We start from the raw sequence: 16,067 nt of genomic DNA on the forward strand, positions 1-16,067 counted from the left end.
AGAATGCCGCCCCTCGATCAACAGGCGGATGGCAACATGGCACGTAGAGAATTCCCGCATTTCGAAGCGGTATCGGCGATGGTCCCGGTGGAAGGCGGTGGCTATAACGCTGCTATCGCGGTCAAGGCCCTGGGCATGGGCGGCGCACCGCGCTTTCACAAGGTGCTCGACGAGCAAGTGTTCAAAAGCGCCATGGCGGCCGACGAGGCCGCCTGCGCCGAGCTTGCACGCCTGCAGGGCGTGGGCGAGGAAGGCGAACTGATCTGGTGATCAGGCCTGCGGGCGAGCCATCTTGAACAGGTTGCCCAACTCGAAGTAGTCCGCCGGGCCACCGCCACGCAGGATCGGTTCGGCGGCAGCGGTATCGTAGATACCGTTCTTCAGCAGGTGCTCGGCAATGTGCACGGCCACCACTTCCCCCAGAATCAGCCAACTCGGCACCGCTTCCTGGTCGGCGCGCTTGAGCTGGACTATCTGGCTCACCTTGCACTCGAAGGCCACCGGCGTTTCGCCCACGCGTGGCACCTTGACGATACTCGATGGCACCGCAGTCAGGCCGCTCAGTTCAAACTCGTTGATATCGGCGGCAACGGCCGCGCAGCTCTGGTTCATCTGCTCGGCCAGCGGGCGGGTAGCCAGGTTCCAGACGAATTCGCCGGTCTGCTCGATGTTGTTCAGGCTGTCTTTGCGCCCGACGCTGCAGAAACCGATGATCGGTGGGATGTAGTTGAAGGCGTTGAAGAAGCTGTACGGCGCGAGGTTCAGCTGGCCGTCCTGGCTCTGCGATGAGATCCAGCCGATCGGGCGCGGGCCGACGATGGCGTTGAACGGGTCGTGGGGCAGGCCGTGGCCTTTGGCGGGTTCGTAGTAGTACATCGGGCGATATCCTGGGAGCGAGGCGCCTAGTGTGCCAAGCCTTGGTGCGCCTGGAAATGATCAAGCCCGGCCGAGGCCGGGCTGGTAGCGCGCAACAGGGATCAGCTGAAGCGGTGGGCGTTGGTGCGGTCGAAGCCGTTTTCGGCGAAGCGTTGGCCGCCGGTGCGGTCGAAGCCGTCTTCAGCGAAGCGTTGGCCGCCGGTGCGGTCGAAGCCATCTTCAGCGAAGCGTTGGCCGCCGGTGCGGTCGAAACCGTCTTCAGCGAAGCGTTGTGCGCCAGTGTGGTCGAAGCCGTCCTCGGCGTAGTTGGCCGATTGCGTCTGGGCAGCGGCGAAGGTGTGGGCATTGGTGCGGTCGAAACCATCCTCGGCGAATGCGCCAGCAGCAAATACCGAGAGGGCCAGGGTGAGGATCAGTTTGTTTTTCATGGTCGTTGCTCCTTTGGGTGCGAGAGGTTGTTTGCTTCTATGGGTTCAATGCTACGCCGATTAATTTGATTAAAAAGCGCAAAAAATAGCGTGTAAAAATCTAATTAATAGATGTATTGGTCCGCGAGCGTTGCACGTCAGCGCGTATTGCTGACACTTCAGGAAGTGATTCGAACTTAGGGCGAGCGCAATGCTTCGCCAGCCATTGCAGATTGAGGGGGTGGGATTAATCGACGGTTAAGACCGAAAAATCTTAATTTGTAACAAGGTATGACGCTTTTTTCATATATCGCCAACCGATTTTTCAGGCGCTGCTCAGCACCATCGCCGCACCTATATTCCGGAGCGGTGAACAATGAACAAACTTCCGCAAATCACCCTGGCCTTCTGGGTCATGAAGATCTGCGCCACCACCCTTGGCGAAACAGCCGGTGATCTGCTGTCGATGACCCTCAACGTTGGCTATGCAGTCAGCTCGATGGTGCTGATCAGCGTGTTCCTGGTGACGTTGCTCGGTCAGCTGTTTTCGCGCCGCTATCACCCGATGCTGTACTGGCTGGTGATCCTTTCCACCAGTACGGCGGGCACCACCATGTCCGACTTCATGGACCGCACACTGGGGCTGGGCTATGCCACGGGCTCGGCGATCCTGATCGGTATCCTGCTGTTGACCTTCCTGGTCTGGCGTCTGAGTGGCAACCCGCTCGACGTCACCCGCATCAAGAACCGCACCGGTGAAATCTACTACTGGGTGGCCATCCTGTTCTCCAACACCCTGGGTACCGCGTTGGGCGATTACCTGGCGGATGACTCGGGCCTGGGCTTTGCGGGTGGTGCAATGCTGGTCGGCAGCGCCATCGCCTTGGTGGTATTGGCCCGCTACTGGACACGTATCCCGGGCGTGGTGCTGTTCTGGGTAGCCTTCGTGCTGACCCGCCCGTTTGGCGCCACCCTTGGCGACGTGCTGACCAAACCGCATGAGAAGGGCGGGCTGGACTTCGGCACTATCGGCTCTTCCGCTGTGCTGGGTGGCGTACTGCTGGTGCTGGTGCTGATGGCGAGCTGGTACCAGCGTCGAGAGCCGCGTCAGGTGTTGGAGATGTCGTGAACGATCTGGTAGCGAGTGCTGCGCCCGCCACCGGGTAGCCTTACCAAGCATGCCTTGTCGAGCAGATCAGTCAGGTGGCGGGTGGCGGTGGCCTTGGACACCTTGGCCACCGCCTGATACTGCGCGGCATTGATGCCTTCCTCGAAACCGCGTGAGCCGCCATCGAGTAGTCGATTGAGCACCTTGACCTGCTCTGGCAGCAGGCCATCCGCCCGATGAGCATTCCAGAAGCGGGCTTTGACCAGTATTCGGTCGATGCGCAGGAGTGCCTGCTCAAGGCAAGTCAACAGCGTTCTGAGGAACCAGCTAAGCCAGGCAGTGATATCCAGGCTGCCTTTCTGGCTGCTTTCCAGTATCCGATAATAGCCAGCCCGATCCTCGAGGATGCTCGCGGACATGGCGTAGAAGCGGATGGCCTGGCGCTCGCCTTGGGCAAGTGCAAGGTCGGTCAGGGCCCGAGTCAGTCGGCCATTGCCATCGTCGAATGGATGCAGGGTAACGAACCAGAAATGCGCGATTCCTGCTCGTAGCAAGGGGTCTCGCTCTTTGACATGGCGGCTGTCGGCAAACCAATCGAGGAATACCTTGAGCTGTTTTTCCAGGCCGGCTCGGGGAGGGGCCTCGAAGTGTACGGTGGGCTTGTCGATGCGGCCGGAGATTACTTGCATCGGCGCTTCGTCACGGAGTTGGCCGACCAGTAAGGGTTTTGCCAGCATGTCGCTGTTTTCTGGAAAAAGCCATTGGTGCCATGTGAGCAAGCGTTGCAATGTCAGTGGCTGATCATACCCTTGCGTTGCGTCCAGCATGAGCTCGGCAAGCCCTTCGCTGCGGGCATTGGTGGCGCCGTGCTCGTCAATGCCCAGCCGCCGGGCTAGCGAGGAGCGCACCGAACCTACATTCAATTGCTCGCCTTCAATTGCAGATGAGGTGACGATGTTTTGCAGCAGGGTATCCAGGATGTTCTGGCACTCGCTGAATTGATCGACTGCTCCCATCTTGCCCAGTAGTCGGCCTTGGGCCTCAACGCAGCTGCGTAGTAGCGGGCCGAGTTCTTCGTTTTGCCAATTGAAGTGGGGCCAATCTGGCTGCTGCCAGATCCAGTAAGGGGTGCTCATTTTCGTCTCGAGGAGTGCGGTGAGCCGAATAATAGCCCTAATCGGCTCATTTCGTGAGCCGATTAGGGCTATTATTCGGCTCACACACCGATTCAAGTCCGAAAAAAGGGGCGTCCGGTACACGAACGCCCCCTTCTCAAATCGCTGAATACTGTCAGTCAGTCGTAATCCGCGAATGCTGCTTGGTGTCCTTCATGGTCGCATACACCAGCAGCGAGCAGGCGATGCACGCCGTGACGTACCAGTAGAAGCCGCTTTCCATGCCGGCGCTCTTGAACCACAGGGCCACGTACTCGGCGGTGCCGCCGAAGATCGACACGGTCAGCGCGTACGGCAGGCCGACGCCCAGGGCGCGGATTTCGGTAGGGAACAGCTCGGCCTTCACCACCGCATTGATCGAGGTGTAGCCGCTGACGATGATCAGCGCCGCCATGATCAGGAAGAACGCACCCCACCAGGTCTGGATGGTGTGCAGGGTGCTGAGGATCGGTACGGTGAACAGGGTGCCGAGCACGCCGAAGGCGATCAGGATAGGGCGACGGCCGATCTTGTCGGACAGGCCGCCGATCACCGGCTGCAGGCACATGAACAGGAACAGCGTGGCCGCCGAGATGGTGGTCGAGTCACTGATGCTCATGCCCACGGTGTTGACCAGGTACTTCTGCATGTAAGTGGTGTAGGTGTAGAAGGCCAGGGTGCCGCCCATGGTCAGGCCAACCACGGTCATCAGCTCCTTGGGGTGGCGCATGAGGGTGCGCATCAGGCTTTCCTTGGCCTTTTCCTTCTTGGTGAAGGAGGCGGTTTCTTCCATGCCGCGGCGCAGGTACAGGGCAACCACCGCGCACAGCGCGCCGATCACGAAGGGTACGCGCCAGCCCCAGGCATACAGCTGTTCGGTGGTCAGGGTCTGCTGCAGGATGATCAGCACCGCCAGGGCGATAAGCTGGCCGGAGATCAGCGTCACGTACTGGAAGCTGGAGAAGAAACCACGGCGGTCCTTGCTGGCCATCTCGCTCAGGTAGGTGGCCGAGGTGCCGTATTCGCCGCCCACCGACAGGCCCTGCATCAGGCGTGCGACGACCAGCAGGACCGGTGCCGCGACGCCGATGGTTTCATAGCCCGGGGTCAGGGCGATCACCAGGGAACCGGCGCACATCAGCAGCACCGAAGCCATCAGTGCGGCCTTGCGGCCCTTGCGGTCGGCGTACAAGCCCATCAGCCAGCCACCGATCGGGCGCATCAGGAAGCCCACGGCGAAGATCGCGGCGGTGTTGAGCAGTTGCGCGGTGGAGTCGCCAGCGGGGAAGAAGGCCTTGGCGAAGTACAGCGAGAATGCGGCGTAGACGTACCAGTCGTACCATTCGACCATGTTGCCGATGGAACCACTGAAGATCGACTTGAGGCGGCTGGCGGTGGTTTTTTCAGCGGCGGGCGCGACGGCCGCCCCGGCTGGCAGGGAGGTGGCGTTATCCATCAGGGATACCTTCTCGTTGTTTTTGTGGAGCGCGCCGAAGCGCAGCTTGCCAGGGCAAGTGCAGAAGGTGTGCCAAATGGGTGCGCAACGATCCAAATGGGGGCGTTCGCGGGCTTTGGGGCCGCATGCTACCTGAGCCAGCAGCATTCTCTGTGGGAGCGGGCTTGCCCGCGAAGGGCTGCAAAGCAGCCCCTGAATGGTCTGGAAGTGAGCGGATATTTGCCTATTGATACAAGGCAACAAGCGGATTTCCGCCTACTGCCGCGCGATAAAGTCCTCACGCACCAAACCATGCCGCTGCATCTTCTCGTTCAAGGTTCGCCGAGGCAGCTGCAAGGCCTCCATCACTGCCTTGATCTCCCCGCCATGCTGACGCAGCGCCGCCCGCAGGCACTGGGCCTCGAAGGCCTCGATCTGTTCGACCAGCGATTGCCCTGCGGGCACCGTCTCGATGTTGGGTGACTCCAGCCCCAACGCATGGCGCTCCGCCGCATTGGCCAGCTCACGCACGTTGCCCGGCCAGTCATGGGTGAGCAATTGCGCCAGCTGCGCACCGGACAATGCCGGCGTCTGGCGTCCCAGCTTCTCGGCCGCCGCCCGGGCAAAGTGCTCGAACAGCAGCGGGATGTCCTCACGCCGCTCACGCAACGGCGCCAGGCGCAGTTCCGCCACGTTCAGGCGATAGGCCAGGTCTTCGCGAAAACGCCCGGCGCGGGCTTCTTCGAGCAGGTCGGGCTTGGTGGCGGCAATGATTCGCAGGTCGACGCTGATGCTCTGGTTGGCCCCCAGCCGTTCCAGCTTCTGCTCCTGGATCACCCGCAACAGTTTGGCCTGCTGGGCCAGCGGCATGCTCTCGATTTCGTCGAGGAACACGGTACCGCCGTTGGCATACTCCAGTTTGCCGATGCGTTTGCCTTGGGCGCCGGTGAAGGCCCCGCTTTCGTGACCAAACAGTTCGGCTTCGAACAGTGATTCGGGAATGGCCGCGCAGTTGAGCGCGACGAACGGTTTGTCGGCACGTGGGCCGAAGTCGTGCAGGCAGCGCGCCACGCGCTCCTTGCCGCTGCCGGTTTCGCCGCGGATCAGCACATTGACCGGCAGGTTGGCCAGGTCCAGCACCTGCCGGCGCAGCTGCTGCAAGCCTTGCGACATACCCAGCAGGGTTGCTTCCAGGCGCGACTTGAGGTCGGCCTGTTCATGCAGGCGGCGGTTTTCCAGGACCAGCTGGCGTTTCTCCAGGGCCCGGCGCAGGCTGCCCAGCAGGTGCTGCGGGGTGAAGGGCTTTTCGAGGAAGTCGTAGGCGCCGTTGCGCATCGCCTCGACCGCCATTGGCACATCGCCATGGCCGGTCAGCAGGATCACCGGCAGGTCCGGGTCATCTGCCTGCAGGCGTTCGAGCAGTTGCAGGCCACCCATGCCCGGCATGCGCACGTCGCTGATGATCACCCCGGCAAAGTGTGCGGGCAGCTGGGCCAGGCAGTCTTCGGCGCGAGCGAACAGCTGCACGCTGAAGCCCGACAGGCTCAGCCACTGTTCCACCGCGGTACGGATGCTGGCTTCATCATCGACGACGATCACCGAATTCAACATACAGGCTCCAGGTCACGGGGCAGGGTCAGGCTCAACCGGGCACCGCCCGGCAGGTTCTCGGCGTGCAACTGGCCGCCGGCTTCGACGATGATGCCATAGGAAATCGCCAGGCCCAGGCCCAGGCCTTCGCCCACCGGCTTGGTGGTGAAAAACGGGTCGAAGATTCTGGCCAGGTCCGCTTCGGCAATGCCTCCGCCGGAATCCAGCACGCTCAGGCGCCACTGTTGGTGATCGGGTTCGATGCGGACCTCCAGGCGCTTGTAGCGTTTGTCGGCCATGGCATCGAGGGCGTTGCGCAGCAGGTTGATCAATACCTGCTCAAGGCGAATTGCATCGCCCCGCACCCAGGCCGGGCGGGCCAGGTACAGGGCCACCTCGACGTCCTCGTTGCGAATGCGGGTGTCCAGCAAATGCAGGGCCTGGTCGACCACGGTGGCCAGGTCGAGGCGCTCGCGCAGGCCGACCGGGCTGTTGCGGGCGAAGGTCTTCAGGTGGCTGGTCAGCGCGGCCATGCGCGTGAGCATCTGTTCCAGCGGTTCGAGTGCCTTGCGCGCGTCGTCGTAGCGGCCGTGGTCGAGCAGCAGGCGCAGGGTTTCCAGCTGCATGCGCTGGGTGGTCAGCGGCTGGTTTATCTCGTGGGCCATGGCTGCCGACATTTGCCCCAGCGCGGCCAGCTTGGCTGACTGCACCAGGCCTTCCTGGGCGGTGCGCAGCTCGCGGGTACGCTCCTCGACCTGGCGCTTGAGCTCTTCGCGGCTGCGCTGGCGCAGGCGGGCCAGGCGCAGGCGCTGGCTGACGAACAGTGCGGCGAACACCAGGCTCAGCCACACGGCGGCGGCGCCCAGTGCAGCGTTGCGGCCGGCGGCTTCGACCTGAGGCTTGCGCAGCAGGTGCAAGGTCCAGTCCTCGCCTTCCAGCGGCAGGCTTTCCCAGAGGTATTCGGCAGGGCCGTCGGGGCCCTGCACGCGGCTCAGGTGGCTGTTGCTGGCGAAGCGGGTGAGTATCTGGTGTTGAAGCGGCACCAGCGGCTGCTTGTCGTACTGGCGGGTTTCACCAAGGTCGGCGCGGTCGGCGCCGCTGAGCGGTTCCAGCTCGCGGTAGCGCCAGCCGTCCTGGTTGGCGATGAAGGTAATGCCGCGGGCGTCACTCACCAGCAGGATGTCGCTGCCCTGGCGCCACTCGCGCTCAAGCTCGGGGAACTCCAGCTTCACCACCATGGCGCCGAGGAAGCGCCCCTGTTCGTCGCTGACCGCGCTGGACAGGAAGTAGCCCGGCACGCCACTGGTCACGCCCACCGCGTAGAAGCGGCCGCTACCTTGGCTGCGGGTCTGTTTGAAGTAGGGGCGAAAGCCGTAGTTGGAGCCGACGTAGGTAGTCGGCAGGCGCCAGTTGCTGGCAGCCACTGCCAGCCCGGTGCGGTCGAGCAGCTCCAGGGTCGAGGAGTTGGCGGCGCCGTTGATGCGTTCGAGCTTGAGGTTGAGCGCGTGTTGCACCGGCTCGCTGACCGGGCCGCGCAGGGCGTCGATCAGCTCTGGGTCCAGGGCCAGCACGGCCGGCAGGGCGCGGTAGCGATCGATCAGGGTGTGCAGGGCGTTGGCGTACAGCACCAGCTGCTGGCTGGCACGGCGGGCGTCGTCTTGCATTGCCTGGCGTTTGGCCTGGTGCATGGCCCAGCCGGCGCTGAGGGCAGTGCCAAGCACGATCAGCAGGGTGATCAGCCCCAGGCGCAGGGCGCGAAAGGAAAAGGGCATGGGGCGGATCCAACCAAAGGGATATCGGGTCCGGCCCATTCGCGGGCAAGCCCGCGAATGGGCCTTTACAGGCCGCTAGAGCAGTTCGAAGCTCTTTTGCTGCACCGCCTCGGAATCCAGCCCCACCTGGACATTGAACTCACCAGGCTCGGCCACCCGCTGCAGCTGGCCATTGTAGAACTTCAGGTCGTCCTCGCTGATGCGGAAGGTCAAGGTCCGCGACTCACCGGCCTTGAGCATCAGTTTCTGGAAGTTCTTCAGCTCCTTGACCGGGCGGCTCATCGACGCCGACACATCCTGCAGGTACAGCTGCACCACCGTCTCGCCGTCGAGCTTGCCGGTGTTCTTCACCGTCACCTTGGCTTCCAGGGTGTCGCCACGCTTGAGGTCCTTGTTCGACAGGGTCAGGCCCGACAGCGCGAAGCTGCTGTAGCTCAGGCCATAGCCGAACGGGTACAGCGGGCCGTTGGGTTCTTCGAAGTACTGCGAGGTGTAGTTGCCCGGCTTGCCCGGGGTGAACGGCCGGCCGATGCGCGTGTGGTTGTAGTACATCGGGATCTGCCCGACCGAGCGCGGGAAGGTGATCGCCAGTTTGCCCGACGGGTTGTAGTCGCCGAACAGCACGTCGGCGATGGCATTGCCGCCTTCGGTGCCGGAGAACCAGGTTTCGAGGATGGCGTCGGCCTGTTCACGCTCCCAGCTGATCGACAGCGGGCGGCCGTTCATCAGGACCAGCACCAGCGGCTTGCCGGTGGCCTTCAAGGCCTTGATCAGCTCGCGCTGGCTGGCCGGGATTTCCAGGGTGGTGCGGCTCGACGACTCGTGGGACATGCCACGCGACTCACCGACCACGGCCACCACCACATCGGACTGCTTGGCGGCCTTGACCGCTTCATCGATCAACACCGCCGCTGGGCGTGGGTCATCGACGATTTCCGGGGCATCGAAGTTGAGGAAGTTCAGGTAGTCGAGGATCGCCTTGTCGCCCGTGACGTTGGAGCCTTTGGCGTACACCAGCTTGGCCTTGCCCTCGACCGCACCGCGCAGGCCTTCGCGCACGGTAACCGAGTGCATCGGCTTGCCGTCGGCGGCCCAGCTGCCCATCATGTCGATCGGGGCGTCGGCCAGCGGGCCGACCAGGGCGATGGTGCCGGCCTTTTTCAGTGGCAGGGTCTGGTTGCGGTTCTCCAGCAGCACCAGGCTGCGGCGCGCCACGTCACGGGCGGCGTCGCGGTGCAGGCGGTTGTCGGCGTAGTAGTCCTTCAGGTCGGTTTCGGCCTTGCCGATGCGCACGTACGGGTCCTTGAACAGGCCCATGTCGTACTTGGCGCCGAGCACCTCGCGCACGGCCTGGTTCAGTTCGTGCTCGGTGACCTCGCCGGACTTCAGCAGCCCTGGCAGCTCTTCGCCGTACAGGGTGTCGTTCATGCTCATGTCGATGCCGGCCTTGATCGCCAGCTTGGCGGCTTCACGGCCGTCGCGGGCGACGCCGTGGCGGATCAGCTCCTGGATGGCACCGTGGTCACTGATGGTCACGCCCTTGAAGCCCCACTGCTTGCGCAGCAGGTCGTTCATCAGCCAGGTGTTGGAGGTGGCCGGCACGCCGTTGATCGAGTTGAGCGCCACCATCACCCCGCCGGCACCGGCGTCGAGGGCGGCGCGGTAGGGCGGCAGGTAGTCGTTGTACATCTTCGGCAGGCTCATATCGACCGTGTTGTAGTCGCGCCCGCCTTCCACTGCGCCGTACAGGGCGAAGTGCTTGACGATGGCCATGATGCTGTCGGGGTTGGCCGGGCTGCTGCCCTGGAACGAGCGGACCATCACCTGGCCGATCTTCGAGGTCAGGTAGGTGTCTTCGCCGAAGCCTTCACTGGTACGGCCCCAGCGTGGATCGCGGGCGATGTCGACCATTGGCGCGAAGGTCATGTCCAGGGCGTCGGCCGATGCTTCGATGGCCGAGGTGCGGCCGACCTTGGCGATGGCGTCCATGTCCCAGCTGGCCGCCAGGCCCAGGCCGATCGGGAAGATGGTGCGTTCGCCGTGGATGGTGTCGTAGGCGAAGAACATCGGGATTTTCAGGCGGCTGCGCATGGCGGCGTCCTGCATCGGCCGGTTCTCGGGGGCGGTGCGCGAGTTGAAGGTGCCGCCGATGCGCCCGGCGGCGATTTCTTCGCGGATCTTGTCGCGGGGCATTTCCGGGCCGATGCTGATCAGGCGCAGTTGCCCGATCTTTTCGGCTTCGGTCATCTGGCTGATCAGATGGTCGATGAACGCCTGCTTGTCTTGCAGGGGCGGGGCGGACGGGGCGGCAAGGGCCGCCTGGCTGGCAAGGCCCATGGCCAGGCCCAGCAAAGACAGTTTCATCATCAATTCCATTGTCGAGGCCCATGCCGTATCCACAGTGATACGCGCGCGGCCGAAGTTTTCAGGCGGCTATTGTTGTACGATTCGCCGGTAATTCATCCAGCGGCGGATTATGCCTGAATATGTCGGCCGCGGAGGAAGACCCGAATGCCGGGACAACAACTATAAGAACGCTGAAGAGACCGAAGGCATGACCTCCCTCAACGAATACGAACGCCGCCAGGTGGCCGAGGCCATTGCCCGCGTGGAGCGGCGCACCGATGCGCAACTGGTGACCGTGCTGGCGCGCCGCGCCGATGATTACGCTTACCTGCCACTGTTGTGGGCCGCCGTGCTGGCGCTGGCCGTGCCTGGGCTGCTGCACGGGCTGTTCGGCTGGCCCGGTGTGCGCGGGTTGCTGGTCGCCAACATGCTGCTGTTCATCGGCCTGTGCCTGCTGCTGCGCAGTCCGCGCCTGACGGCCTTGCTGATCCCCGCTGCCTTGCGCCGCTGGCGCGCTTCGCGCCTGGCGCGTCAGCAGTTTCGCGAGCAGAACCTGCAGGGCACGGAGGGTGCCACGGGGGTGCTGATCTTTGTCGCCGAGGCCGAGCGGCATGTGGAGATCCTGGTCGACCAGGGGATTGATCGCCATCTCGATGCGCAGGCCCGGGCCGCTCTGGTTGCGCGTTTCGCTGAGCAGGTACGTCAAGGGCGAACCTTGCAGGGCTTTGTCGACTGCATCGAGGCGTGCGGTGAGCTGTTGTGCGAACACGTGCCGCGCACCCATGCACGCAACGAACTGCCCAACCGTCTGGTGATTCTCGACTGAGCCAACAGCCTGCAGGGTCCCTGTGGGAGCGGGCAAGCCCCCACAGGGAGCCTGGCACACGGTAGAATGTGCCTTCCGCTATCCAAGGCTGCTTTTCTCCATGTCCGCCAGTACTTCCGCTTCCACCGCGCCGGATGCGCGCGCCCAGTTCCTCGACCTGCTGAGTGCCGCCCTGCACGGCAACACCCTGGTCAAGCTGGTGCTGGCGCGCCATGTCGGTACCGACCAGACCTTGCAGCGCATCATCGCCAAGCCGCTGCTGGTGAAGGGGCAGGCCCAGCTGTCGCTGGTCTACCGCCACCAGACCCGCGACATCACCCGCAACCTGCCGCTGGACCAGGCCGAGGCCCTGGTTGCCGAGCTGCTGCCGGACAGCTTCCGCAACGCCCACCTGTTCGACGCCGACGGCGAAGTGCAACTGACCTTCAGCAAGAAGGGCAAGCCGATGCTTCAGCGCCATGGCGCGCAGGCGCCACGCGAGGCGGCTGCCAATACCAGCCATGACCGCGAGAAGAAACGCTACCTGGCGCTGTCGCGGCCATTTCTGCGTGACCTGGGCGTGACCGATGCCCAAGGCGCGCTGATCCCGTCGATGTCGCGCAAGTGGAAGCAGATCAACAAGTTCATCGAAGTCTTCGACCACGCCCTGGCCACCGCCCCGGTGCCGGCCGAGCAGCCGCTGCGGGTCGCCGACTTTGGTTCGGGCAAGGGTTACCTGACCTTCGCCATGCATGACTACCTGCGCAACACCCTGAGCCGCGAGGCACAGGTGACCGGGGTGGAGTTGCGCCAGGACATGGTCGACCTGTGCAATGCCGCTGCCCGGCGCCTGGAGCATTCGGGCCTGGAATTCCAGTGCGGTGACGTGCGCAGCGTGGTGCCCGAGGCCATCGAGGTGATGATCGCCTTGCACGCTTGCGACATCGCCACTGACTACGCCATCCACACCGGCATCCGCTGCAACGCCGCGATCATCATGTGCTCACCGTGCTGCCACAAGCAGATCCGCCCGCAACTGCACAGCCCGGGGCTGCTGCAACCGATGCTGCAATATGGGCTGCACCTGGGGCAGCAGGCCGAGATGCTCACCGACAGCCTGCGCGCGTTGTACCTGGAAGCCTGTGGTTACGAGACCAAGGTGTTCGAGTTCATCTCCCTGGAGCACACCAACAAGAACAAGATGATTCTTGCGGTGAAGCGCCGGCAGGTGGGCGATAACGCGGCATTGCTGGAGAAAATCGCGCAGCTCAAGGCGTTTTATGGGGTGCAGGAGCATTGCCTGGAGACGTTGTTGCAGGCTGACAAGCTGATCTGAGTAAAACGAGATCAAGTCCCTGGGCGCCCGCCCGCCAGACAAGGCGCGTCATCTAACGACGCGCTGACGGCACCTCGATCGCCAACCCCGCCAACCCCAACGGATGCGTGCTGGCATCGAAGAAGTGCAGCGCCGTCCCCGTCATGTCCCCGAACCGCTCGACAAAGTGCTGCTTCTGGTTGAGCACCGAAGCGTCGCTTAACGGCCGGATGGCAATCGACAGATGCGCCGGCCGCGCCTGGCGAATGGCGTCGACCAGGTGCTGGTCAGTGCTGTCGAGGTGCTGCCCGAACAGGCACAGGCCCTGGCTTTCCTGTGCCAGCTGCCCCAACCCCCAGGCCAGGTAATCCGAGTTGCGGATGGCGCGCAGTTTCTCGTCGCTGCGTTCTTCGTTGACGAACAACGGCACTTCACCGGGAATGTTCACGGCAAAGCCGTCCAGCAGCTCGGCGCTGTCGGCGCTGCGCTGGCGGGTGCTGCCGTCGGGGAGCTTGAGCAGGTGCAGGCCACCATGCAGGTGCAGCACGCGGGTGCCTTCGCTGCGGGTGCGGCGTACGTCGAAGAACCCTTGGTCGTCGAACAGCGCGGCGAAGCCCTGCCGGTCGTGCTGCAGGGCCCAGGGCAGGATGAGGTCGTAGTTGCTGGTATACACGCTGCGGTATTCGCGCAAGGCCTGGTTGATCGACGCCAGGGTGGCGGCGGGCATCAGCGGCCAGGGCAGGTGCAGCGTGCGGATGGCGTGGATCAGGCCTTCCTTGATCGAGTAGTAGCGGTTCAACGGCGCGGTGGAGTTGATGGCCAGGGCCGCGTTGGCGCGCACGGTGTGGTTGAGGGTGCTCAGCACCGGCTCGAACAACTCGGTGCCCAGCGACTTGAACAGGGCCTGGTCGCTGATCGCCAGGCCTTTCTTGCGCCCGGCGCGCTGGGCCTCCTCGTACAGCGAGAAGTAGCCGAACGGTTTCCACAGCGCGCGACTGGCGCCGTTGCCCAGCAGCAAGGCTGTGCACGGGTGGCGCTGGTTGAGGTCTGGCCAAGAGGCGAGGCGGGCGTCGAGAGCTGGCATGTGCGGTCCGTTCGGTGGTGCGGGAAACGGCGGGGACTTTAGCATGTCATGCGAGGTGTGCGAGGGTTGCTGTCTACATTGCCGTGTTGTCTTGCCTGATCCGGCCTGTTCGCGGGTGAACCCGCTCCCACAGTTACCGCACTGCCCTGAAGCAAGTGGTAACCCTGTGTGCGGGTTACCTGAAATCCGGTGTCGACGGGATCTTCACCCGCCGGGCTGGAGAGTTCTTACGTGCTTATCAACGCCCGGCAGAAAGCGAGGCGGGTTTGCTGAAGCGTTTGGGATATTGAATACCTTGAACAGCCGATCGTCCTCTTCTGGCTCCGTTGTAGTCCAATTCCTTAATCTGCCACCGGCTCCCTGCGCCGCCTGTTCCGCCAAACCCGATAAGCCCGTATTCCCGCCCGCACCGAGCCGAACAGCAGCTTGTCTTCCATCTCCCGCGCCATCCCCGAGCGCACCAGCATGCGCAGGAAGGTGCCACGGGCGCGGGCGATGGCGAAGTGGATGCCCTGCGCTGCAAGGGTGTCGCGCACCTCGCGCAGGGCGGCGATGCCGCTGACGTCGATGCTGCTCACCGCTTCGGCATCGAACAGCACCACCTGGGGTTGGGCCTGGCTCTGCACGGCTTCGAGCAGGCGCATCTTGAAGTAGTCGGCGTTGAAGAACAGGATCGCGTCGTCGAAGCGGTACACCACCAGGCCCGGCACGGTGCGGGCCTCCTTGTGTTTGCGGATGTCGACCTGGCCCTCGGTGCCCGGCAGCCAGCCGAGCACGGCGTCGGTGGGCTGGTAGATGGTGTAGAGCAGGCGCAGGATCGCCAGGGTCACGGCAAACACGATGCCCGGCAGCACACCCAGGCCGAGCACGCCGACCGTGGTCAGCAGGCACAGCCAGAACTCGAAGCGGCTCAGGCGCTTGATGTTGCCCAGCGACCTGATGTCGATCAGGCCCCAGCCAGCCATCAACAGCACGGCGCCCAGCACCGCCTGGGGGATCCACGCCATCGGTGCGGTGAAGAACAGCAGGATCAGGGCGATGACCAGTGCCGCGATGATGCCGACCAGCTGGCTCTTGCCACCGACCATGTCATTGACTGCCGTGCGCGAGTCGGCGCCGCTGATGGCAAAGCCCTGGGAAATGCCGGCGGCCAGGTTGCTGACGCCGAGGGCGACGAACTCATGGTTGGCGTTGATCGCATAGCCGTGGCGTGCGGCGAAGCTGCGCGCGGTGAGCATGGCGCTGCAGAAACTCACGGTGGCGATACCCAGGGCATCGCGCAGCAGGCTCTTGGTTTCATCCAGGTTGCTGTGGGGCCAGGCGAGCTTGGGGATGCCGGACGGCACCGGCCCGAGAATGGCGACGCCGAAGCGGTCCAGGCCGAGCAGGCCGGCCAGCAGGGTGAAGACTGCCACGGTCACCAGGGCTGCCGGCAGGCGAGGGTAGCGGCGCGGCAGCCAGATCAGCAGCGCCAGCCCGGCCAGGCCGATGGCCAGGGTCAGCCAGTGGATCTCGTTCAGGCGCTGGAAGAAATTGACCACGCTGAGGATGAACCCGTCCCCCTCGATCTTGAACCCCACGACCTTGGACAGTTGCCCGGCAATCAGGCTCAGGCCGATGCCGTTCAGGTAACCGATCAGGATCGGTCGCGAGAAGAAGCTGGCGATAAAGCCTGCACGCGCCAGGCCGGCGACAATCAGCATCACCCCGACCAGCACGGTGACAATCACCGAAAGCTCGGCGATGCGATGCGGGTCGCCCATGGCCAGTGGCGCCACAGCGCCGGCAATCATCGCGCAGGTGGCGGCGTCCGGGCCGACCATCAGCTGGCGCGAGCTGCCGATCAGGGCATACACCATCATCGGCAGTACGCACGCATACAGGCCGTACTGCGGTGGCAGGCCGACGATCTGTGCATAGGCGATGGCGATGGGGATCTGGATCGCCGCCACCGACAGCCCTGCCTGCAGGTCGGCATGGAACCATTCGCGGCGGTAGTGCAGCAGGTTGGCAAGGCCGGGGAGCCAGCGGGAGAGAAACATGCGTGGTCCTTTCGAAATGTTTCACGGATCCATGAAGCATATGCACTTCAAGCCGTTTCGCTTGCAAGCGAATTGGAACGGAAAACATCGAGCGCGGCCATGGGCCCTGTCAAGGAAGGGAGCAGAAACGAAA

General features: G+C 63.8%; 13 protein-coding genes. 4 read left to right on the top strand and 9 right to left on the bottom strand.

The annotated features are described in order from the left end of the window. Positions 1-3: 3 nt before the first annotated feature. Entirely contained in the window at positions 4-270 is a 267-nt protein-coding gene (locus CAF78_RS09380; RefSeq protein WP_079226713.1) for a hypothetical protein, read from the top strand. Here CAF78_RS09380 and CAF78_RS09385 read toward each other — a convergent pair whose 3' ends face one another. Further along, a complete protein-coding gene (locus CAF78_RS09385; RefSeq protein ID WP_085675162.1) occupies positions 271-876 on the bottom strand; it encodes a flavin reductase family protein in 606 nt (201 codons plus the stop codon). 101 nt (positions 877-977) lie between these two features. Then, positions 978-1,304, bottom strand: coding sequence for a hypothetical protein (locus CAF78_RS09390; protein WP_085675163.1), 327 nt, complete (start codon positions 1,302-1,304; stop codon positions 978-980). A 355-nt stretch (positions 1,305-1,659) separates the two neighbouring features. Here CAF78_RS09390 and CAF78_RS09395 point away from each other — a divergent pair, with 355 nt between their 5' ends. Then, positions 1,660-2,412 carry a hypothetical protein gene (locus CAF78_RS09395; RefSeq protein ID WP_085675164.1) on the top strand — a complete coding sequence of 251 codons (753 nt, stop codon included), beginning with the start codon at positions 1,660-1,662 and terminating at the stop codon, positions 2,410-2,412. On the opposite strand, the gene CAF78_RS09400 is transcribed toward CAF78_RS09395, so the two are convergent. From CAF78_RS09400 to bglX, 5 genes are all read right to left on the bottom strand, one after another. Then, a complete protein-coding gene (locus CAF78_RS09400) occupies positions 2,391-3,527 on the bottom strand; it encodes a Fic family protein (protein ID WP_085675165.1) in 1,137 nt (378 codons plus the stop codon). The two genes, CAF78_RS09395 and CAF78_RS09400, sit on opposite strands and share 22 nt — an antisense overlap. Before the next feature lie 154 nt (positions 3,528-3,681). Next, entirely contained in the window at positions 3,682-5,001 is a 1,320-nt protein-coding gene (locus tag CAF78_RS09405) for an MFS transporter (protein WP_085675291.1), read from the bottom strand. A gap of 255 nt (positions 5,002-5,256) precedes the next feature. Continuing rightward, positions 5,257-6,591, bottom strand: a complete 1,335-nt coding sequence (locus tag CAF78_RS09410) for a sigma-54 dependent transcriptional regulator (RefSeq protein ID WP_085675166.1) — start codon at positions 6,589-6,591, stop codon at positions 5,257-5,259. Further along, positions 6,585-8,342, bottom strand: coding sequence for an ATP-binding protein (locus CAF78_RS09415; RefSeq protein ID WP_085675167.1), 1,758 nt, complete (start codon positions 8,340-8,342; stop codon positions 6,585-6,587). The genes CAF78_RS09410 and CAF78_RS09415 overlap by 7 nt, the downstream gene beginning before the upstream one ends. Positions 8,343-8,417: 75 nt before the next feature. Then, complete coding sequence (gene bglX, locus CAF78_RS09420; RefSeq protein ID WP_085675168.1) at positions 8,418-10,709, bottom strand: beta-glucosidase BglX; 2,292 nt, start codon at positions 10,707-10,709, stop codon at positions 8,418-8,420. 187 nt (positions 10,710-10,896) lie between these two features. Here bglX and CAF78_RS09425 point away from each other — a divergent pair, with 187 nt between their 5' ends. Continuing rightward, positions 10,897-11,514, top strand: coding sequence for a TPM domain-containing protein (locus tag CAF78_RS09425; protein WP_085675169.1), 618 nt, complete (start codon positions 10,897-10,899; stop codon positions 11,512-11,514). Between the two features lie 100 nt (positions 11,515-11,614). Further along, positions 11,615-12,829: an SAM-dependent methyltransferase gene (locus tag CAF78_RS09430; RefSeq protein ID WP_085675170.1), complete on the top strand. Its 1,215-nt coding sequence runs from the start codon at positions 11,615-11,617 to the stop codon at positions 12,827-12,829. A 52-nt stretch (positions 12,830-12,881) separates the two neighbouring features. Here the strand turns inward: CAF78_RS09430 and CAF78_RS09435 are convergent, their stop codons facing one another. Both CAF78_RS09435 and CAF78_RS09440 read right to left on the bottom strand, forming a co-directional pair. After that, positions 12,882-13,892: a DUF4917 family protein gene (locus CAF78_RS09435; protein ID WP_085675171.1), complete on the bottom strand. Its 1,011-nt coding sequence runs from the start codon at positions 13,890-13,892 to the stop codon at positions 12,882-12,884. Positions 13,893-14,233: 341 nt separating this feature from the next. After that, positions 14,234-15,934 carry a SulP family inorganic anion transporter gene (locus tag CAF78_RS09440; protein WP_085675172.1) on the bottom strand — a complete coding sequence of 567 codons (1,701 nt, stop codon included), beginning with the start codon at positions 15,932-15,934 and terminating at the stop codon, positions 14,234-14,236. Positions 15,935-16,067: the final 133 nt, after the last annotated feature.

The organism is Pseudomonas sp. R28(2017) (genome assembly GCF_002112505.1).
In the GTDB taxonomy this organism is placed as follows: domain Bacteria; phylum Pseudomonadota; class Gammaproteobacteria; order Pseudomonadales; family Pseudomonadaceae; genus Aquipseudomonas.

What these genes read in the sequence shown, in the direction of transcription:
- CAF78_RS09380 (WP_079226713.1), top strand. Translation starts at nt 4, where the DNA reads ATGCCGCCCCTCGATCAACAGGCGGATGGCAACATGGCACGTAGAGAA.
- CAF78_RS09385 (WP_085675162.1), bottom strand. Translation starts at nt 876, where the DNA reads ATGTACTACTACGAACCCGCCAAAGGCCACGGCCTGCCCCACGACCCG.
- CAF78_RS09390 (WP_085675163.1), bottom strand. Translation starts at nt 1,304, where the DNA reads ATGAAAAACAAACTGATCCTCACCCTGGCCCTCTCGGTATTTGCTGCT.
- CAF78_RS09435 (WP_085675171.1), bottom strand. Translation starts at nt 13,892, where the DNA reads ATGCCAGCTCTCGACGCCCGCCTCGCCTCTTGGCCAGACCTCAACCAG.
- CAF78_RS09400 (WP_085675165.1), bottom strand. Translation starts at nt 3,527, where the DNA reads ATGAGCACCCCTTACTGGATCTGGCAGCAGCCAGATTGGCCCCACTTC.
- CAF78_RS09430 (WP_085675170.1), top strand. Translation starts at nt 11,615, where the DNA reads ATGTCCGCCAGTACTTCCGCTTCCACCGCGCCGGATGCGCGCGCCCAG.
- CAF78_RS09405 (WP_085675291.1), bottom strand. Translation starts at nt 5,001, where the DNA reads ATGGATAACGCCACCTCCCTGCCAGCCGGGGCGGCCGTCGCGCCCGCC.
- CAF78_RS09410 (WP_085675166.1), bottom strand. Translation starts at nt 6,591, where the DNA reads ATGTTGAATTCGGTGATCGTCGTCGATGATGAAGCCAGCATCCGTACC.
- CAF78_RS09425 (WP_085675169.1), top strand. Translation starts at nt 10,897, where the DNA reads ATGACCTCCCTCAACGAATACGAACGCCGCCAGGTGGCCGAGGCCATT.
- bglX (WP_085675168.1), bottom strand. Translation starts at nt 10,709, where the DNA reads ATGATGAAACTGTCTTTGCTGGGCCTGGCCATGGGCCTTGCCAGCCAG.
- CAF78_RS09395 (WP_085675164.1), top strand. Translation starts at nt 1,660, where the DNA reads ATGAACAAACTTCCGCAAATCACCCTGGCCTTCTGGGTCATGAAGATC.
- CAF78_RS09440 (WP_085675172.1), bottom strand. Translation starts at nt 15,934, where the DNA reads ATGTTTCTCTCCCGCTGGCTCCCCGGCCTTGCCAACCTGCTGCACTAC.
- CAF78_RS09415 (WP_085675167.1), bottom strand. Translation starts at nt 8,342, where the DNA reads ATGCCCTTTTCCTTTCGCGCCCTGCGCCTGGGGCTGATCACCCTGCTG.